At 52.1% G+C, this 18883-nt stretch carries 17 protein-coding genes; 7 read left to right on the forward strand and 10 right to left on the reverse strand.

The annotated features are described in order from the left end of the window. Positions 1 to 64: 64 nt before the first annotated feature. The 4 genes from LG384_RS02590 to arcA all read right to left on the reverse strand — a co-directional run bounded on the left by LG384_RS02590 (position 65) and on the right by arcA (position 4768). On the reverse strand, positions 65 to 1468 hold the full coding sequence (locus LG384_RS02590) for a YfcC family protein (RefSeq protein ID WP_225760402.1): 1404 nt from the start codon (positions 1466 to 1468) through the stop codon (positions 65 to 67). A 55-nt stretch (positions 1469 to 1523) separates the two neighbouring features. After that, entirely contained in the window at positions 1524 to 2528 is a 1005-nt protein-coding gene (gene argF, locus LG384_RS02595; RefSeq protein ID WP_225760403.1) for an ornithine carbamoyltransferase, read from the reverse strand. Positions 2529 to 2611: 83 nt separating this feature from the next. Beyond that, positions 2612 to 3538, reverse strand: coding sequence for a carbamate kinase (gene arcC, locus LG384_RS02600; protein WP_048222249.1), 927 nt, complete (start codon positions 3536 to 3538; stop codon positions 2612 to 2614). A gap of 9 nt (positions 3539 to 3547) precedes the next feature. After that, positions 3548 to 4768 (reverse strand): arginine deiminase, encoded by a 1221-nt coding sequence (gene arcA / locus LG384_RS02605; RefSeq protein WP_045439201.1) that lies wholly within the window; start codon positions 4766 to 4768, stop codon positions 3548 to 3550. A gap of 671 nt (positions 4769 to 5439) precedes the next feature. On the opposite strand from arcA, the gene LG384_RS02610 reads away from it, so the two are divergent. Then, entirely contained in the window at positions 5440 to 5892 is a 453-nt protein-coding gene (locus LG384_RS02610) for a YhcH/YjgK/YiaL family protein (protein ID WP_045439205.1), read from the forward strand. A 55-nt stretch (positions 5893 to 5947) separates the two neighbouring features. On the opposite strand, the gene argF (LG384_RS02615) is transcribed toward LG384_RS02610, so the two are convergent. Further along, on the reverse strand, positions 5948 to 6952 hold the full coding sequence (gene argF / locus LG384_RS02615; protein ID WP_225760404.1) for an ornithine carbamoyltransferase: 1005 nt from the start codon (positions 6950 to 6952) through the stop codon (positions 5948 to 5950). Between the two features lie 163 nt (positions 6953 to 7115). Here argF (LG384_RS02615) and rraB point away from each other — a divergent pair, with 163 nt between their 5' ends. From rraB to LG384_RS02635, 3 genes are all read left to right on the forward strand, one after another. After that, complete coding sequence (gene rraB / locus LG384_RS02625; protein WP_045439213.1) at positions 7116 to 7541, forward strand: ribonuclease E inhibitor RraB; 426 nt, start codon at positions 7116 to 7118, stop codon at positions 7539 to 7541. Between the two features lie 51 nt (positions 7542 to 7592). Next, positions 7593 to 8366 (forward strand): tRNA isopentenyl-2-thiomethyl-A-37 hydroxylase MiaE, encoded by a 774-nt coding sequence (gene miaE, locus LG384_RS02630; RefSeq protein WP_045439216.1) that lies wholly within the window; start codon positions 7593 to 7595, stop codon positions 8364 to 8366. Between the two features lie 71 nt (positions 8367 to 8437). Further along, complete coding sequence (locus tag LG384_RS02635; protein ID WP_225760405.1) at positions 8438 to 9268, forward strand: topoisomerase II; 831 nt, start codon at positions 8438 to 8440, stop codon at positions 9266 to 9268. Positions 9269 to 9271: 3 nt separating this feature from the next. On the opposite strand, the gene LG384_RS02640 is transcribed toward LG384_RS02635, so the two are convergent. From LG384_RS02640 to pepA, 4 genes are all read right to left on the reverse strand, one after another. Then, positions 9272 to 9775, reverse strand: coding sequence for a GNAT family N-acetyltransferase (locus LG384_RS02640; RefSeq protein WP_045439219.1), 504 nt, complete (start codon positions 9773 to 9775; stop codon positions 9272 to 9274). 175 nt (positions 9776 to 9950) lie between these two features. Beyond that, entirely contained in the window at positions 9951 to 12806 is a 2856-nt protein-coding gene (locus tag LG384_RS02645; RefSeq protein WP_225760406.1) for a valine--tRNA ligase, read from the reverse strand. Beyond that, positions 12806 to 13249 (reverse strand): DNA polymerase III subunit chi, encoded by a 444-nt coding sequence (holC, locus tag LG384_RS02650; protein WP_045439226.1) that lies wholly within the window; start codon positions 13247 to 13249, stop codon positions 12806 to 12808. Before holC ends, LG384_RS02645 begins: the two co-directional genes overlap by 1 nt. Before the next feature lie 92 nt (positions 13250 to 13341). Continuing rightward, a complete protein-coding gene (pepA, locus tag LG384_RS02655) occupies positions 13342 to 14853 on the reverse strand; it encodes a leucyl aminopeptidase (RefSeq protein ID WP_045439229.1) in 1512 nt (503 codons plus the stop codon). A 153-nt stretch (positions 14854 to 15006) separates the two neighbouring features. Here pepA and LG384_RS02660 point away from each other — a divergent pair, with 153 nt between their 5' ends. The 3 genes from LG384_RS02660 (at position 15007) to lptG (ending at position 17302) form a co-directional block, all read left to right on the forward strand. Beyond that, entirely contained in the window at positions 15007 to 15057 is a 51-nt protein-coding gene (locus LG384_RS02660) for a hypothetical protein (protein WP_223307023.1), read from the forward strand. A 62-nt stretch (positions 15058 to 15119) separates the two neighbouring features. Further along, a complete protein-coding gene (lptF, locus tag LG384_RS02665) occupies positions 15120 to 16220 on the forward strand; it encodes an LPS export ABC transporter permease LptF (protein WP_045439231.1) in 1101 nt (366 codons plus the stop codon). Beyond that, complete coding sequence (gene lptG / locus LG384_RS02670; RefSeq protein WP_045439235.1) at positions 16220 to 17302, forward strand: LPS export ABC transporter permease LptG; 1083 nt, start codon at positions 16220 to 16222, stop codon at positions 17300 to 17302. Before lptF ends, lptG begins: the two co-directional genes overlap by 1 nt. Before the next feature lie 39 nt (positions 17303 to 17341). Here the strand turns inward: lptG and LG384_RS02675 are convergent, their stop codons facing one another. Continuing rightward, on the reverse strand, positions 17342 to 18844 hold the full coding sequence (locus tag LG384_RS02675; protein ID WP_045449409.1) for a helicase HerA-like C-terminal domain-containing protein: 1503 nt from the start codon (positions 18842 to 18844) through the stop codon (positions 17342 to 17344). Between the last annotated feature and the right edge of the window lie 39 nt (positions 18845 to 18883).

Genomic DNA, 18883 nt, shown 5'->3' on the forward strand with positions numbered 1-18883 from the left:
GGGCGGTTGGGCAGAAAAACGAGAGAGCGCTCAAAAAAGCCGTCGATATCCGACGGCAAAAGGGCTACAGCATGGCGCCAATGCTTAAGACCGCCATGTTCAGCAGCGTGAGAATGAGCAGTAGTGGGGCGACCCATTTCAGGTATCGCACGTAAGGTACGCGAGCAATGGCCAGTCCCCCCATTACCACCGCAGAGGTAGGGGTAACCAGATTCACAATGCCGGAAGCGGACTGGTACGCAGTGACAACCAGATCTCTTTGCACATGGGCGAAGTCTGCCAGCGGAGCCATTATTGGCATGGTAAGTACTGCAAGCCCGGAGGAGGAAGGCACCAGGAAGGACAGCAAAACTTCCAGCCAGTAGGTAACATTGATGAAAATGGTGGTAGAAAGGCCAGAGACTAAATTCTCGGCGCTGTGCAGAATCGTGTGGGTAATCATGCCGTTATCCATCACCACGACGATGCCGCGGGCAATACCGATAATTAGCGCGACACCAAGCAGATCCCGCGCGCCGTCGATGAACGTGCTGGTAAATGCTTCTTCGCTCATTCTGGCTATCACGCCCACGATAATTGCAGCAGCCAGAAAGACGCCGGATATTTCCGCCATCCACCACCCGAGTACAGCGACCCCATAAATCATCACCGCAAAGGCGGCAGCGAAAATAAACAGGATTGCTTTACGCGTAGCCGTGAACTCAAGGTTGGTATCGGCGCGATTACCGAGAAAATGAGCGCGGTTTTCCTCCAGTTTGTCCGCTACGATAGACTGCTCTGGATGACTGCGAACTTTTCGGGCATAGCGCATCACCCACACAACGCAGATAACATACCCGACGAGCAGTAGCAGAATGCGCATCAACATCCCCTGGGTAAAAGGGATCCCGGCTGCGTTAGCAGCGATGACTGTCGCAAAGGGGTTAATCGTCGAACCGAGTGTGCCAATACCAGCGCCGAGCAGAACGGTAGCGGCGGCAACTAACGGATCGAAGCGGGCGGCCATCATTACCGGAACTAATAATGTGTAGAAAGGGAGTGACTCTTCTGCCATCCCGTAAATCGTTCCTCCGGCAGCAAAAAGTCCCATCAGGATGGGGATCATCCACTCCTCTTTACCGTTAAGTCTTACCGTCACGCGTTCAATTCCGGCGTCGATGGCACCTGTTTTATTCACAACCCCCAAAAAACCGCCGATGATCAGGACAAACAACGCCACATCAATTGCACCGGCTGTGTAGGTTTCATGGTTATAAAGACCGTCGATTGGTGCCAGTAATACTGCGGTAAAACCTTGTGGATGGGCCTCTGTGGGGGCGTAAGTGCCAGCAACCGGTACTTCTTTGCCCAGTGTGTCATTCATCGCCATCTGGTATTTCCCTGCCGGGACTATCCAGGTCATGACGGCGACAAGTGCAATGAGAATAAACAGGATGGTATATGCGCTGGGAAATTTGAATTTGCCCATGATGTTCTCCGGATAGCTCGGGCATACGTCGCCTGGCGACATATGCCCTGAGGGATTAGTCGCCGAGTGTCGCTACCATGACCGCTTTGATGGTATGCATCCGGTTCTCTGCTTCGTCGAAGACGATCGAGTGAACTGACTCGAATACTTCTTCTGTGACTTCCAGCCCTTTCAGGCCGTAAGCCGCTTCGATTTCACGTCCTACTTTGGTGTGCTCGTTATGGAAGGCCGGCAGGCAGTGCATAAATTTCACATTAGGGTTGCCGGTGGCCTTGATGACCTGTTGGTTAACCTGGTAGGGCGTCATCAGGCTGACGCGTTCCGCCCATGCTTCTTTTGGCTCGCCCATTGAGACCCAGACATCGGTGTAGAGGAAATCCACGTCGTAGACGCCTTCAGCGACATCGTCGGTGAGCGTAATGCGCGCACCAGTAACACTGGCGATTTCACGGCATTCGGCGACCAGAGCTTCATCTGGCCAGAAGGATTTTGGTGCGACCAGGCGAATATCCATGCCCATTTTTGCCGCGCCGACCATCAGCGAATTGCCCATGTTGTTACGGGCATCCCCGAGGTAAGCAAAACTCAGTTCAGGTAGAGTTCTACCCGGTGCGTGTTCCAGCATTGTCATCAGATCGGCGAGGATCTGCGTAGGGTGAAATTCATTCGTCAGCCCATTCCATACCGGAACACCGGCGTACTCACCCAGCTCCTCAACGATGTCCTGGCCATAGCCACGGTATTCGATGCCGTCATACATACGACCCAAAACGCGGGCGGTATCTTTCATCGACTCTTTATGACCAATCTGCGAGCCGCTTGGGCCGAGATAGGTCACTTGCGCACCCTGGTCGAAAGCGCCGACTTCAAAGGCGCAACGGGTGCGAGTAGAGGTTTTTTCAAAGATCAGCGCGATGTTCTTGCCGATTAGTGTTTGTCTTTCACGCCCGGCTTTTTTCGCGGTTTTTAGCTCGATAGCCAGATCGATGAGGTACTGGATCTCGGTGGGGGTGTAGTCGAGAAGTTTTAGAAAGTTGCGATTTTTCAGTGAAATAGCCATAAATAGGTCCTTAAGTCGTAGTAGGCAGGATGGCAACTTCGCCTTATCCGGCCTGCGGGTTCGTGCCATCAGGTAAAAGGGGTTTATGCGTCGACGGTTTCGCTGCGAATCAACGTGCCTTTGTCTCCGCTGAGAATGGACGTGCCGTCAGCCAGCGAACCGATGCCCGCAATGCCGTGGCAGCGGCTTACAAACTCGGCGCAGGCCGTGACTTTGGGCCCCATTGAACCGGCGTCGAATTGCATTTCGCTGAGTAGCTCCGGAGTGACCTGAGCCAGCGGGCGTTGAGTGGGTTTGCCCCAGTCGAGGTATACGGCGTCGGCATCTGTCAGGATCAGCAGCGCATTGGCATGGATTTGGCTGGCGAGGAGGGCTGCGGAGAGATCTTTGTCGATCACCGCTTCAATACCGTGGTAGCCATCGGCCTTCTCTACCACGGGCACACCACCGCCACCGTTGCAAATAACCAGATGATCGCGGGCGATCAGGGTGCGAATCGCGTCGCTTTCAACAATGCGCTTGGGTTGTGGAGAGGGGACCACCCGGCGGAATGCTTTACCGTCGGCTTTGAAAACCCAGCCCTTTTCCGCCTGTAATGTCCTGGCCTGGATGTCGTCGTAAATCGGTCCGATATATTTGGTTGGGTTGCTGAATGCCGGATCGCTGGCATCGACTTCAACCTGCGTCAGCAGGACGCTAATTTCACGCTGCGGAAGCTGATTTTTCAGCGCCTGCTGTAGCATGTAGCCGATCATTCCCTGACTCTCCGCGCCGAGAATGTCGAGCGGATAGGGGGTGACGCTGGCGTAGGCACTGTTTTGTAACGCCAGCAGTCCGACCTGCGGGCCGTTGCCATGCACCAGGATCACCCGCCACTGCTGCGTGAGCTGGGCGATGGTTTTTGCTGCCAGCTCAATATTTTTACGTTGAATATCTGCTTCCAGCGGCTCGCCACGTTTGAGCAGCGCGTTGCCACCGAGGGCGACAACCAGAGTAGGTTTGTTTTCCATGACGTCCCCTTAAATACCGTCGCGTTCCAGCGGGCAACTCATGCAGCGCGCACCGCCGCGACCTCGTCCAAGTTCGTCGCCTGGAATGGGTAAAACGGTGATTCCGGCTTTATCGTATTTTTCGTTGGTCCAGATGTTGCGCTCATAACCCACTACGACGCCGGGGCGCAGAGTGAGGACGTTGTTCGCATCATTCCACTGCTCACGTTCGGCTTCGAAAGCGTCACCACCGGTGGTGATTAAGCGAATTTGATCAAGGCCCAGGGCTTTTTCGAGGGCATGTACCAGGGTGTTTTCCTGAGTTCGTTTCAGGCCGCCGCGTCCATCTGGCGTCAGGGTCCAGCACTGAACGTCAGGGCGAACGACTTCCGGGTAGACGGAGAAGGTATCGATATCGATATGGGTCATAACGGTATCGAGATGCATACAGGAGCGATGTTTTGGCAGTTCTACGGCGATCACGCGTTCAGCCTGGCGATGCCTGAATAGCGACTGGGCAAGAAACTCGATTCCCTGTGGGGTTGTCCGTTCAGACATGCCGATCAGCACTGCGCCACGGCCAATAACCAGCACATCACCACCTTCTAACGTGGCATGGTCATAATTAATATTTTCATCACCGAAATATTTAATAAAATCACCATCGGCAAATTGCGGATGCCAGCGATAAATTGCCCGGAGATTATTGGTTTCCCGCTGACGAGCTGTTTTGGCCATCGGATTAATAGACACACCGTTATATATCCAGCATGAAGTGTCGCGAGTAAATAAGTGATTCGGTAATGGCTTCATAATAAAATCATTAATATCATGAGTGTCGACTACCATATTTTTGATTGAAGCGGGGATTTCTCCGTAGGTCAGACCGCCGCTTAAATGCCGGGCGAGTTCCCGGTGCGACATATCTGCCAGCCAGGCGCGAATATCGGTAGCGAAAGCGGGGCCAAGGCGGTAATCAGAAATTTGCGTATCCAGTAACCAGCTTTTTGCGTCAGGGATATCAAGAGTTTGTGTCAATAAATCAGTGAGTAACAGAACTTCAATTCCCTGCTGACGCAGTGTGTCGGCGAAAATGTCATGTTCTTCACCCGCACGTTCTACTGAAAGAACATCATCAAAAAGCAGCTCCTGACAGTTCGATGGCGTCAGCCTTTTTAAACTGAGATTAGGACGATGTAGCATCACGCTACGTAATTGACCGATTTCGGAACCGACATAATGCTTTTCCATCATTATCCCTTTAACGTGATTGTAAAAAATAAAGAGGAGGTGCCTGCAAATAATATTTTTGCAGTCATGATTTTTCAGCTAATTGCGGGATCTATATTTAGACCTTATCTGACATAGAAATGTGATTTCTTTCACAGTAGAGCGGACGTTTTATTTTTCTTTTTTAATATATGACAGAGTTCTGAGAAATTAAAAAATAATAGGGTGTTGAATTGAATTAATACGCAGGAATATGTCTTGTTATTTGTTCGTGTTAATTGTTTGTGTGTTTTCTTAAATATAGTGAATTTAATAGTTTGTTGATTTTTAATGGTTTATTTTTCATCTTTGAATGGTTATGCGATTTTTTAATTTTATTATTTGTGGTTTAACTTTTATTTTCAAATAAATATGAGGATATACAGGCATTATGAAGGGAGAGTGAAATGTGACCTGTTGCGTGTTTTTCTAATAAAATTCTGTAAAACAGTAGGTTACATAACATCAGGGAAAGAGAGGATCATGAGTTATGCATAGTTTATGCATAACTCATCCTGGATATTAACAACTGACCAACATCATCAGCGATAAACATGCGTTGACGCAAAATATCAGTAACCAGGAGTTGTATGGCAGACGGTTTTTTCGTATAACAACCAAAATGAAACGTTGTTTTAGTTGAGGGTTTTGAAATGATTATTGGCAATATTCACCACCTGGAAGCATGGCTGCCAGAAGAGTTGCGACAGGCGATTGAGCACATTAAAGCGCATGTGACGGATGAAACTGAAAAAGGTAAGCATGACATCGATGGCAATCGCCTGTTTTATCTGATTGCAGAAGATATGACCGAGCCGTTCGAGCAGCGCCGTGCCGAGTACCATGCCCGTTATCTTGATATTCAGATCCTGCTCAAAGGCCAGGAAGGGATGACTTTCAGCACATTACCTGCGGGTGCGCCGGAGACCGACTGGCTGGAGGATAAAGATATCGCCTTTTTACCGGAAGGGGCTGAGGAGAAAACGGTTGTACTGAATGAAGGTGACTTTGTGGTGTTCTATCCAGGAGAGGTTCATAAGCCGCTGTGTGCGGTGGGTAAGCCTGCGCTGGTACGCAAAGCTGTGGTGAAAATGCTGGTGGCGTAGAATATATTGTGATGCCGGATGAGACGCCATCCGGCACTTCCGTCATGTAATATAGTCACTTCGCTAACGTCGCGACCATCACCGCTTTGATTGTGTGCATGCGGTTTTCTGCCTGATCGAATACCACACTGGCGGGTGACTCGAAGACCTCGTCTGTCACTTCCATACCGCCATGCAGACCGTACTCTTCCGCCATTTTTTTGCCAAGCGTGGTCTGATCGTCATGAAATGCAGGCAAGCAGTGCAAGAATTTCACCTGCGGGTTGCCGGTCAGCTCCATCATGCTGCTGTTGACCTGATATTTACGCAGTAACGCAATACGCTCGGCCCATTTCTCTTTCGCTTCACCCATTGATACCCAAACGTCGGTATAGATGAAATCTGCACCTTTAACGCCTGTGGCAACATCTTCAGTCAGCGTTATATTACCGCCGTTTTTCTGTGCCAGGGCTTTGCATTCCGTAACCAGATTTTCTTCAGGCCAGCAGGCTTGTGGCGCAACCAGACGCAAATCCAGCCCCGTTAACGCTGCTGCTTCCAGCATCGAGTTCCCCATATTGTTGCGGGCATCGCCGGTATAAACCAGCGTCATCTTATTAAACGCTTTACCCGGCAGATGTTCTTGCATAGTTAACAGATCGGCCAGTAACTGAGTGGGGTGAAATTCGTTAGTTAACCCATTCCATACCGGAACCCCGGCATACCCCGCCAGTGTCTCAACGACCTCCTGTCCGTGGCCCCGGTACTGAATACCGTCGTACATGCGACCGAGCACTCGGGCGGTATCTTTAATCGACTCTTTATGACCAATCTGACTGCCGCTTGGCCCGAGATACGTTACGCGAGCGCCCTGATCGTATGCGGCAACTTCGAAAGAGCAACGGGTACGGGTCGAGTCTTTTTCGAAGATGAGCGCGATGTTTTTGCCGGTCAGTTTGGCGATCTCTGTGCCGTTTTTCTTATCCACCTTTAGTTGTGCGGCGAGTTGTAGCAGTGATGCGAGTTCAGCAGAGGTGAAATCAAGCAGTTTCAAAAAATGCTTCTGATAAAGTGCAGACATGGTTCCCTCACATGGCTTAAGCCATTTATTGAATTAAAATTCAATTTATATGGATATTTATTCGTTTGCAACCTTGTTTAACAAATCTTTCCTGGAAAGGTGGAGGCAATGTCAGTGGTATGTGACAATAAGAGTATCGGCAGGACATTATGAGGAACGAGCCATGGCAAACCCGGAACACCTGGAAGAACAGCGTGAAGAAACACGCTTGATTATTGAAGAATTACTTGAAGATGGCAGCGATCCTGATGCGCTGTATACCATCGAGCATCACCTTTCCGCAGATGATTTTGAAACCCTGGAAAAAGCAGCAGTAGAAGCCTTCAAACTGGGTTATGAAGTGACCGAGCCGGAAGAGCTGGAAGTGGAAGAGGGCGACACGGTAATTTGCTGTGACATCCTCAGCGAATGTGCTCTGAACGCCGAGCTGATTGACTCCCAGGTTGAGCAACTGATGAACCTGGCTGAAAAATTTGATGTGGAGTACGACGGGTGGGGTACTTATTTTGAAGACCCTAACGGCGAAGAAGGTGAAGACGGCGACGATGAAGATTTCGTCGACGAAGATGATGATGGCGTGCGTCACTAAATCATCTGCTGACCTACGGCAGCGTTTGCTGTCGTAGGGCAAGGACAACGTATGGATTACCCGCAAATACTCTCCCCGATCCTGAACTTCCTGCACTGCAAAACACCCCAGGCATGGCTTGATAAAGCGCGAGACCCGGAACATCTACCTCTGTTACTGACCGACCACCTCATTTGTGAACTGAAAGCGGCGCAAACCGCGATGTTGCTGGTGCGTAAATATGTCGCTGATAAGCAGGGAGCGCAGGCGCTGCTGGAGTGGCTGAAACCCTATGAGGCCTTTGCCTTCCGGGAAGGGGAAGAACCTGATTTCATCTCACTGAATAAGCAGATCGGCAAAAGTGTGATGCCGCAAACTGACGACCCATGGGGACGACAGCTTATCGACAGCATGGTTTTGTTGATCAAAGAAGAGTTACACCACTTCTGGCAGGTGCGGGAGGCGATGATGAGTCGCAATATTCCGTATATCAAAATTACTGCCAGTCGTTATGCCAAAGGCATGCTCAAAGAGGTGCGAACCCATGAGCCGTTAACGCTGATTGATAAGCTCATTTGCGGCGCGTATATCGAGGCGCGTTCCTGCGAACGTTTCGCTGCTCTGGCACCGTATCTGGATGACGAGTTACAGGCATTTTATCTGTCGTTGCTCCGTTCAGAGGCGCGCCATTATCAGGATTATCTGGCGCTGGCACAGCAGGTTTCTGCACACGATATCAGTGAAAGAGTACGATTTTTTGGTGAAGTAGAAGCTTCGCTGATCTTATCCCCGGACGATGAGTTCCGTTTTCACAGTGGCGTACCGGTCATCTCTAAAATTCGGTAGTTTTTGCTGTTGCCCAGTGACAGGATGTCTGCAGACGTTAAGAATGTCTCTTTTTGGGACAAGGATTACCAATGAACTGGACACATGTATTACTCGCTGCTTACGTAGGCGTGGTTATCGCCATCGTGGTGGGCATCTTTCGCAAAAAAGGCTGGGTGGGGAAAATCTCCGGCGCGGTTTTCATGGTGATAGCGATCATTGCGTGGAACGTTTTTGACGTGCATTACCTGATCCCCCGGGAAAATGCAGCCTCAGGCCAGACCGAAGAACAAAAATTTGATGCCGCGATGGCAACCCTGCCAACGATGATCGTGCTAAAAGAGCAGGAACCCACATTATGGCAGCGTATTCGCATGCAGGCCCTGCAGATGCGAAAAGAGGGTAAAAGCGAGCAGGAGATGATTGATGCGGTACAACCGCAGATATTGCAGATTCAGATGGCACGCTTACAGAATGCACCGGACGAGAACGTCACGGCCTATATGAAAATCAACCTTGAACAGATTGCGGCAGTGCAAAAGAAAGGGGATGACGAGTGCTTCCGTTTTCTGTTTCCGGCGGTGAAAGGTGGAATTAACCCGGTCCATTTGATTGCGAAGGATATTATTCAGCGGCGGATGGAGAGCGATGCTGCAATGATGCGTGCTGCCTATGGGCCAAACCGACACACGGTTACGGAAACTGAACGTCAGCAGGCAACACAGGATGTGCAGACAGTCGTGCCACCGTTAGTGCAGCGTTATGGCCATGATATTGAAATCATGGCTGATCCGCAGAAAGGCGTTGGTAAAGAGAAGATTGCCTGCGATCTGGTGCAGGACTTCTGGTCGCAGGTACTGAAACTGCCTGCGGCAAATGCGGCCGGCGTTATTCGCCTGTCGGTCGCACCTGACATGCAGTAAAACTCAAAGGGGTTTGAGCATCCGCACTTCACAATCGACGTGCCCGGTACAGCCCAATGGTTCGCTGATGTGCTCAAACCCTAAATGTTCATACAGGCCAATCGCCTCACGCAAAAAGGCAGTGGTTTCCAGATAACAGCGCTTAAAGCCCTGTTCACGGGCATGGTCCAGCGCCATCAACGCCAGTTTCTTTGCCATTCCCTGTCCACGTATCGTGGGTAAAAAATACATTTTTTGCAGTTCACAAATATCAGGTTCGCTACAGGAAAGTGGTGCGATGCCGCCACCGCCCACAACCTTTCCGTTCTGCTCGACAACCCAATATGCATATCCTGGCTGATTGTAGAGCTGATATAGCTCATCGAGATTAGGGTCGGCGACGGTATAGCCTTTATCGGCGGTCAGGCCGTATTCAGCGGAAACCTGACGGATCACGCTGGCAACGGCTGAATTATCGTCAGCGGTGATAAGGCGCAGGGTGGCCGCGACCGGTGAAATAACATTCATAGCAAAACTCGTGACATGTAGTGGCGGATATACGCAGTTAATAACACTGTGGGGCGGGGATGTGCAAGAGAGGAAAATTCAGGAACGGATGTATTGCGCGCCCCAGGAGGCGCGCAATACATTGATATTAAAGATATAAAAGGCCGGGTAAGCAATATGCCTCCCGGCTTTCAGATTACAGCGCGCTAATGACCGCCTGCTGCTCAATCAGTTTAGCTTTCGCTTCTGCATAACCGTCCAGCTTCTCGCGCTCTTTGGCGATCACCGCTTCTGGTGCACGCGCCACAAAGCCTTCGTTAGACAGTTTATTTTCGATGCGGCTGATTTCACCTTCGATTTTCGCCACTTCTTTCGCCAGACGTGCCAGTTCATCTTCTTTATTGATGAGGCCAGCCATCGGGATCAGCAGCTCAGCACCGTCGATGATTTTGGTCACAGATACCGGACCTTTATCGTCGGCAGGCAGCACGGTGATGCTTTCCAGACGCGCCAGATTCAGCAGGAAGCTACGGTTGTTGTTGACGCGACGAATCGCGGCTTCACTGCAACCACGCAGCAGCAATTCCAGTGGTTTGCCTGGGGCAATGTTCATTTCCGCACGGATGTTACGCACGGCAACGATCGCCTGCTTCAGCCATTCGGTATCAGACAGTGCCGCTTCATCAACCTGAGCCGCATCGTATTCCGGGAACGGTTGCAGCATGATGGTGTCTGCGGTGATACCGCAAATCACTTTCACACGCTGCCAGATGGTTTCGGTGATGAATGGAATAATCGGGTGCGCCAGGCGCAGCAGACCTTCCAGAACCGTCACCAGCGTGTGGCGGGTACCGCGCAGTTCAGACTCTGAACCACCGTTCATTACCGGCTTGGTCAGCTCCAGATACCAATCGCAGAACTGGTTCCAGGTGAATTCGTACAGGATGCCTGCGGCGATATCGAAGCGGAAGTTATCCAGTGCTTCGCGGTACGCTTTCACGGTCTGGTTGAATTCTGCGAGGATCCAGCGGTCCGCCAGCGACAGCGTCATTTCGCCGCCGTTAAAGCCGCAATCCTGGTCTTCGGTATTCATCAGCACAAAGCGGCTGGCGTTCCACAGCTTGTTACAGAAGTTACGGTAACCTTCCAGACGCTTCATATCCCAGTTGATATCGCGACCGGTAGACGCGAGTGCTGCCAGGGTGAAACGCAGAGCGTCGGTACCGTGCGGCTCGATGCCGTTCGGGAACTGCTTCTCGGTGCGTTTGGCGATTTTCTCTGCCAGCTGCGGCTGCATCATATTGCCGGTACGTTTTTCCAGCAACTCAGGCAGGGAGATTCCGTCAACCATATCCAGCGGGTCGATAACGTTCCCCTTGGATTTGGACATCTTCTGGCCTTCGTCGTCACGGATCAGGCCAGTCATGTAGACGGTCTTGAACGGAACCTGCGGCTTGCCGTTTTCATCTTTGATGAAATGCATGGTCATCATGATCATGCGGGCAATCCAGAAGAAGATGATGTCGAAGCCGGAAACCATCACGCTGGTCGGGTGGAACTGACGCAGAGCGTCGGTGTTTTCCGGCCAGCCGAGGGTCGAGAAGGTCCACAGTGCGGAGGAGAACCAGGTATCGAGAACGTCTTCGTCCTGACGCAGGGCAACGTCGGCGCCCAGGTTGTTTTCCTGACGTACTTCGTCTTCGTTACGGCCAACGTAGACATTACCGTCGTTGTCGTACCATGCCGGAATACGGTGACCCCACCACAGTTGACGGGAGATACACCAGTCCTGAATATCGCGCATCCAGGAGAAGTACATGTTTTCGTATTGTTTCGGTACAAACTGAATGTCGCCATTCTCAACCGCTTCAACGGCCGGTTTTGCCAGCACATCGGCACGAACGTACCACTGGTCGGTCAGCATCGGTTCAATAACCACGCCGCCACGGTCGCCGTAAGGAACAGTCAGATCGTGCGGTTTAATCTCTTCCAGCAGGCCCAGTGCGTCGACAGCGGCAACCACGGCTTTACGTGCGGCAAAACGCTCCAGCTTCTGGAATTCAGCCGGGATCTCATTGGAGTAAACGTCGGACTCTTCACCTTTGGTGTCGTACACTTCTGCACTTTCACGGATATCGCCGTCAAAGGTCAGAATGTTGATCATCGGCAGGCCGTGACGTTTACCCACTTCATAGTCATTGAAGTCGTGGGCCGGGGTGATTTTCACGCAACCGGTGCCTTTTTCCATATCGGCGTGTTCATCGCCAACAATTGGAATGCGGCGGTTAACCAGCGGCAGGATCACGAATTTGCCGATCAGGTCTTTATAGCGCGGATCTTCCGGGTTAACGGCCACGCCGGTATCACCCAGTACGGTTTCCGGACGGGTTGTCGCAACGACCAGGTAATCTTTACCGTCGGCGGTTTTTGCACCATCGGCGAGCGGATAGCGGATGTGCCACATCGAGCCTTTGGACTCGCGGTTTTCCACTTCCAGATCAGAAATAGCAGTACGCAGTTTTGGATCCCAGTTTACCAGGCGTTTGCCACGGTAAATCAGGTCTTCTTTGTACAAGCGAACAAAGACTTCTTTCACGGCATTGGAAAGGCCTTCATCCATGGTAAAGCGCTCGCGCTCCCAGTCCACAGAGTTGCCCAGACGGCGCATCTGACGGGTAATCGTACCGCCGGACTCCGCTTTCCACTGCCAGATTTTATCGATAAAAGCATCGCGACCATAGTCGTGACGGGTTTTACCTTCTTCGGCAGCAATCTTACGTTCAACCACCATCTGGGTTGCGATACCCGCATGGTCAGTACCTGCCTGCCACAGGGTGTTTTTACCCTGCATGCGCTGGTAACGGATCATGGTGTCCATGATGGTCTGCTGGAAAGCATGACCCATATGCAAACTGCCGGTAACGTTCGGCGGCGGGATCATGATGCAGAAGGACTCTTTGCTTTCATCGCCGTTAGGTTTGAAATAGCCCTGCTTTTCCCAGTGCTCGTAAAGCGGCTGTTCGATATCTTGTGGGTTGTATGTCTTTTCCATTATTTCCAGGTTGCCGTATTCAGGTTAAAACCAGCCACGCGATATGCTTTGTAGCGCTCGCGTGCCGATTGTTTCAAAGAATCTTCGTAAGGGACAAAGTCTATCACTTCTGTGAAAGCGGTGGCAAAATCTACAAAGCCAACGCGCAAACTGATCAGCAGATCGCGTGGGCTACTATTGCGCTTTTCCGGCCAGGCAATTTCAACTGGTGCACCGCCGCGCGGGCCTTCACCCGCCAGATTATGCGGCACAAAGCTTTCTGCCGGTCTCGCCCACAGCGCTTCATCCAGCCGAATAGCTTGTCTTTCATCTTCACAGGCAATCAGTACACGCTTGCCCGCGCGCCAACGTTCTGCGGCAATTTCACACACCAGTTGCTCGACGGCGCTTAAGCCATCAATGACGGTGTCATTGTCCAGAAGGTAGAACGTTGCATTCTTCATATATGGGGCTTCTTGTGGTGGATTTAAATGCGTTGCCATGATGCACACCGTAGGCCGGATGGCGCTATCTGGCCTACGGGACAATCTCAAACTTACTCTTCGCCGTTAAAACCAGCACGATTGAGCAGGAACTGCGACAGCAGCGCGACCGGACGACCGGTTGCTCCTTTGGCTTTTCCTGAACGCCATGCGGTACCGGCGATGTCCAGATGCGCCCAGTTGTACTTACGGGTAAAGCGTGACAGGAAGCAGCCCGCAGTAATTGCCCCGCCAGGACGTCCGCCAATATTGGCCATATCCGCAAAGTTGGATTCCAGTTGTTCCTGGAATTCATCGCCCAGCGGTAAACGCCACGCGCGATCGCCTGCTTGTTCAGAAGCACCAATCAGCTCGTGCGCCAGCGGGTTATGGTTCGACATCAGGCCGGTGATGTGATGGCCCAGCGCAATGACGCATGCGCCGGTCAGGGTTGCTACGTCGATGACGGCTTCCGGTTCAAAACGCTCAACGTAGGTTAACACGTCACATAGCACCAGGCGGCCTTCGGCATCAGTATTGAGCACTTCAACAGTCTGGCCGGACATGGTAGTCAGCACATCACCCGGACGATACGCGCGACCACCTGGCATGTTTTCACAACCAGCCAGCACACCGACGACGTTAATCGGCAATTGCAGCTCCGCCACCATACGCATCACGCCATACACTGCCGCTGCGCCGCACATGTCGTATTTCATCTCGTCCATGCCTTCGGCAGGCTTGATGGAAATACCACCGGAGTCAAAGGTTAGTCCTTTGCCGACCAGAACAATCGGACGGACATCTTCTGACGGATTGCCTTTGTACTCGATAACGGACATCAGCGACTCGTTCTGCGACCCGTGGCCAACGGCGAGGTAAGAGTGCATGCCCAGCTCTTTCATCTGTTGCTCGCCAATCACGCGCGTCACCACATTTTTGCTGTAGCTGTCAGCCAGCTGACGTGCCTGAGACGCCAGGTACGCTGCATTACAGATGTTCGGCGGCATGTTGCCGAGATCTTTCGCGGCTTTAATACCGGCGGCAATAGCCAGACCGTGCTGAATAGCACGTTCACCGCTGGTCAGCTCACGGCGGGTAGGTACGTTGAAGACCATTTTACGCAGCGGGCGACGCGGCTCGCTTTTGTTGGTCTTTAGCTGATCAAAGCTGTACAGCGTTTCCTGCGCGGTCTCTACAGCCTGACGCACTTTCCAGTAGTTGTTACGGCCTTTCACATGCAGCTCAGTCAGAAAGCAGACTGCTTCCATCGAGCCAGTGTCATTCAGGGTGTTGATGGTTTTCTGAATAACTTGCTTGTACTGGCGCTCATCAAGCTCACGCTCTTTGCCACAACCAATGAGGAGAATTCGCTCAGACAGAACGTTAGGAACATGGTGCAGCAACAGGGTTTGACCCGGTTTGCCTTCCAGTTCACCACGACGCAGCAGTGCGCTGATGTACCCGTCGCTGATCTTGTCGAGCTGCTCTGCAATCGGAGAGAGGCGGCGTGGTTCAAAGACGCCCACGACGATGCAGGCACTCCGCTGTTTCTCCGGGCTACCGCTTTTTACACTGAACTCCATGCACTACGCTCCTGAATCTTAAAGACAACGGCGGTGGCTACGGATAGAATTGCAAGCTTTCGTAACTCATACCCGCTGTTGCGGTGACTTCGTGTTAATCTTAACGTTATTACGGCATTGGCACGTCAGAACAATTTCTGAGAGGTGAATCCGTTGAGTATAATAGTCTTAGCGACGATTTCGACGACTCAAGAGAATAAATGACGTATAAGCCATGAAACAAGCTAAATTCCGGCAAAAGACGAGTTTTTACGGGCGTATTTAAAGTGATAATCATAAGATATCTGGTACGGGAAACGCTCAAAAGCCAACTTGCGATCCTTTTCATTCTACTTTTGATCTTCTTTTGTCAAAAGCTAGTCAGGATCCTCGGTGCGGCGGTTGACGGTGATATCCCGGCAAATCTGGTGCTCTCGCTTCTGGGGCTGGGCGTGCCAGAAATGGCGCAACTTATCTTGCCATTAAGCCTGTTCCTCGGGCTGCTAATGACGCTGGGTAAACTGTATACCGAAAGTGAAATTACGGTCATGCACGCCTGCGGTCTGAGCAAAGCGGTGCTGGTGAAAGCGGCGATGGTGCTGGCGTTGTTTACCAGTATTATTGCGGCGGTGAACGTCATGTGGGCTGGACCCTGGTCCTCAAAACATCAGGATGAAGTGCTGGCGGAAGCGAAAGCGAATCCTGGCATGGCTGCACTCGCGCAGGGGCAATTCCAGCAGGCCACCAACGGCAGTTCGGTACTGTTTATCGAAAGCGTCGATGGTAACAACTTCAAAGATGTCTTCCTCGCGCAAATCCGCCCGAAAGGTAACGCCCGTCCTTCGGTGGTGGTGGCTGATTCAGGACATTTGACCCAGTTGCGCGATGGCTCTCAGGTGGTGGTGCTGAACAAAGGTACGCGCTTTGAAGGTACTGCACTGTTACGCGATTTCCGTATTACCGACTTCCAGGATTATCAGGGAATTATCGGTCATCAGGCTGTGGCGCTGGATCCCAACGATACCGACCAGATGGATATGCGCACATTGTGGACGACCGATACCGATCGTGCCCGTGCGGAACTGCACTGGCGTATCACATTGGTATTCACCGTATTTATGATGGCGCTGATGGTTGTGCCGCTGAGCGTGGTTAACCCGCGTCAGGGGCGTGTGCTTTCCATGCTGCCAGCAATGCTGTTGTATCTGATGTTCTTCCTGATCCAGACTTCCCTGAAGTCGAACGGTGGCAAAGGTAAGCTTGATCCAGCGCTCTGGATGTGGACGGTTAACCTGCTTTATCTGGCACTGGCGATTGCGCTTAACCTGTGGGATACGTTGCCAGTGCGCCGCTTGCGTGCCCGTTTTCTGCGTAAAGGAGCGGTATAATGCAGCCCTTTGGTGTACTTGACCGCTATATCGGTAAAACGATTTTCACCACCATCATGATGACGTTGTTCATGCTGGTGTCGCTCTCCGGCATCATCAAGTTTGTAGACCAGCTCAAAAAAGCCGGGCAGGGGAGCTACGATGCGATGGGCGCAGGGCTGTATACCCTGCTCAGCGCACCGAAAGATATTCAGATCTTCTTCCCTATGGCCGCGCTGCTCGGCGCGTTGCTGGGGCTGGGCATGCTGGCCCAGCGCAGTGAACTGGTAGTGATGCAGGCTTCTGGTTTTACCCGTATGCAGGTCGCATTGTCGGTGATGAAAACCGCTATTCCGCTGGTGTTGTTGACGATGGCTATCGGTGAATGGGTTGCGCCTCAGGGCGAACAGATGGCGCGTAACTATCGTGCGCAGCAGATGTATGGCGGCTCGCTGCTTTCAACCCAGCAGGGGCTGTGGGCGAAAGATGGTGACAGCTTTGTCTACATTGAGCGGGTGAAAGGTGACGAAGAGCTGGGTGGTATCAGTATTTACACCTTTAACGATCAGCGTCGCCTGTTGTCTGTGCGTTACGCCGCAAATGCAAAATTCGATGCCGATAATAAAGTTTGGCGCCTGTCGCAGGTTGATGAATCTAACCTGCAGGATCCGAAACAAATCACCGGTTCGCAAACTGTGAGCGGAACCTGGAAAACCAACCTTACGCCAGACAAACTTGGTGTGGTGGCATTGGATCCAGATGCGCTCTCCATCAGCGGTCTGCATAACTACGTGAAGTACCTGAAGTCGAGCGGCCAGGATGCCGGACGCTACCAGCTCAATATGTGGAGCAAAGTCTTCCAGCCGTTATCGGTAGCGGTAATGATGCTGATGGCGCTGTCGTTTATCTTTGGCCCGCTGCGTAGCGTGCCGATGGGTGTGCGCGTGGTGACAGGGATTAGCTTTGGTTTCGTGTTCTACGTACTGGACCAGATCTTTGGCCCACTGACGCTGGTGTACGGTATTCCACCGATTATCGGCGCGTTGCTGCCAAGCGCATCGTTCTTCCTGATCAGCCTCTGGCTGATGCTGCGTAAGTCATAACATCTGCCCCTCTCGTTGTTCGGGAGGGGCCTCTTCCTGCTAGCGTTTTCTGCCGCCCATTAAACTTCCTAACATGCCACGGATTATCTGGTTAGTGACCTGACGCGCCGCGCTTTTCGCCACGCTTTGTACCACACCATCGCGCTTGCCTCCGCGTGGTCCGGTGCTGCCAAACAGGATATCCTTTAGCCCGCCAAGAATACCGTCGTCCACCTCGACTGCTTTGCCGTTGGCTGGGGGGGTATTTTGCTGTTCGGTACTGGCCTGAACCCCTTTCTGTAAGCGTTCATAGGCGGATTCACGATCGACCTCTTCTTCATATTTGCCGTACAGAGAAGAGTGATTAATTAACCCGTTACGTTCATCGTCCGTCACCGGGCCCATCCGCGAACACGGTGCAATCACCATTGCCCGTTCAACCACTGAGGGACTGCCTTTGGCGTCGAGAAATGAAACCAGCGCTTCGCCGGTGCCCAACTCCTGAATGGCTTTTTCGGTATCAAATGCCGGATTGGCGCGCATGGTTTGCGCTGCCGCTTTCACCGCTTTCTGATCTTTGGGCGTGAACGCGCGCAGGGCGTGCTGCACACGGTTGCCCAATTGGCCGAGTACGTTGTCAGGAATATCAGACGGGTTTTGCGAAACAAACCACACGCCGACACCTTTCGAGCGGATCAGACGAATCACCTGCTCGATTTTATCCAATAGCACCTGCGGAGCGTCATTGAACAACAGATGGGCCTCGTCGAAGAAGAATACCAGCTTCGGTTTCTCCAGATCGCCCGCTTCCGGTAATTGTTCGTACAGCTCGGAGAGCATCCATAGCAGGCTGGCAGCATACAGTTTGGGCATCTGGTAGAGCTTTTCGGCGCTGAGGATGTTGATCATCCCTTTACCACTGGTGTCGGTGCGCATCCAGTCTTTAATCTCCAGCATCGGCTCGCCAAAGAAATGCGCTGCGCCCTGTTGCTCCAGCGACAGTAATCCGCGCTGGATAGCCCCCACCGAGGCGCTGCTGATGTTGCCGTACTGATTCTGGAAGGATTTGGCGTTATCGCCGATGTACTGGGTAATCGCCCGCAGATCTTTAAAATCGAGCAGGAGCAGCCCCTGATCATCAGCAATGCGGAAGATAATATCTAATACGCCAGACTGTACGTCGTTCAGGTTCAGCAGCCGGGCAAGAAGCAGTGGCCCGAGATCAGAAACAGTGGCGCGAACGGGATGACCTTTCTCGCCAAAGATATCCCATACCGTTACCGGATTGGCATGTGGCTGCCAGTCGGTAATACCGATATTTTTCAGGCGAGCGAGCAGTTTTTCTGACGCTTGTCCTTCCTGTGCCACACCGGTTAAGTCACCTTTCACATCAGCCATAAATACCGGCACACCAATCTCAGACAGCGATTCGGCCAGCTTTTGCAACGTGACGGTTTTGCCGGTCCCGGTTGCGCCGGTAATCAGCCCGTGACGGTTGGCCATGCCTGGCAGTAAAAACAGTTCGGTGTCCGGTGTGCGGGCAATTAACAGGGGTGTGCTCATTAAGATTTCCTCCATTTATCCTGCCTGGAGTATAGGCAA

It is taken from the genome of Citrobacter sp. Marseille-Q3906, assembly GCF_916618775.1.
In the GTDB taxonomy this organism is placed as follows: domain Bacteria; phylum Pseudomonadota; class Gammaproteobacteria; order Enterobacterales; family Enterobacteriaceae; genus Citrobacter; species Citrobacter murliniae.

Coding starts and splice junctions, on each gene's coding strand:
- argF (WP_225760403.1), bottom strand. CDS start 2,528: ATGGCTATTTCACTGAAAAATCGCAACTTTCTAAAACTTCTCGACTAC.
- miaE (WP_045439216.1), top strand. CDS start 7,593: ATGGATTACCCGCAAATACTCTCCCCGATCCTGAACTTCCTGCACTGC.
- arcA (WP_045439201.1), bottom strand. CDS start 4,768: ATGGAAAAGCATTATGTCGGTTCCGAAATCGGTCAATTACGTAGCGTG.
- LG384_RS02675 (WP_045449409.1), bottom strand. CDS start 18,844: ATGAGCACACCCCTGTTAATTGCCCGCACACCGGACACCGAACTGTTT.
- LG384_RS02635 (WP_225760405.1), top strand. CDS start 8,438: ATGAACTGGACACATGTATTACTCGCTGCTTACGTAGGCGTGGTTATC.
- LG384_RS02640 (WP_045439219.1), bottom strand. CDS start 9,775: ATGAATGTTATTTCACCGGTCGCGGCCACCCTGCGCCTTATCACCGCT.
- LG384_RS02645 (WP_225760406.1), bottom strand. CDS start 12,806: ATGGAAAAGACATACAACCCACAAGATATCGAACAGCCGCTTTACGAG.
- argF (WP_225760404.1), bottom strand. CDS start 6,952: ATGTCTGCACTTTATCAGAAGCATTTTTTGAAACTGCTTGATTTCACC.
- LG384_RS02610 (WP_045439205.1), top strand. CDS start 5,440: ATGATTATTGGCAATATTCACCACCTGGAAGCATGGCTGCCAGAAGAG.
- pepA (WP_045439229.1), bottom strand. CDS start 14,853: ATGGAGTTCAGTGTAAAAAGCGGTAGCCCGGAGAAACAGCGGAGTGCC.
- holC (WP_045439226.1), bottom strand. CDS start 13,249: ATGAAGAATGCAACGTTCTACCTTCTGGACAATGACACCGTCATTGAT.
- LG384_RS02590 (WP_225760402.1), bottom strand. CDS start 1,468: ATGGGCAAATTCAAATTTCCCAGCGCATATACCATCCTGTTTATTCTC.
- lptG (WP_045439235.1), top strand. CDS start 16,220: ATGCAGCCCTTTGGTGTACTTGACCGCTATATCGGTAAAACGATTTTC.
- arcC (WP_048222249.1), bottom strand. CDS start 3,538: ATGGAAAACAAACCTACTCTGGTTGTCGCCCTCGGTGGCAACGCGCTG.
- rraB (WP_045439213.1), top strand. CDS start 7,116: ATGGCAAACCCGGAACACCTGGAAGAACAGCGTGAAGAAACACGCTTG.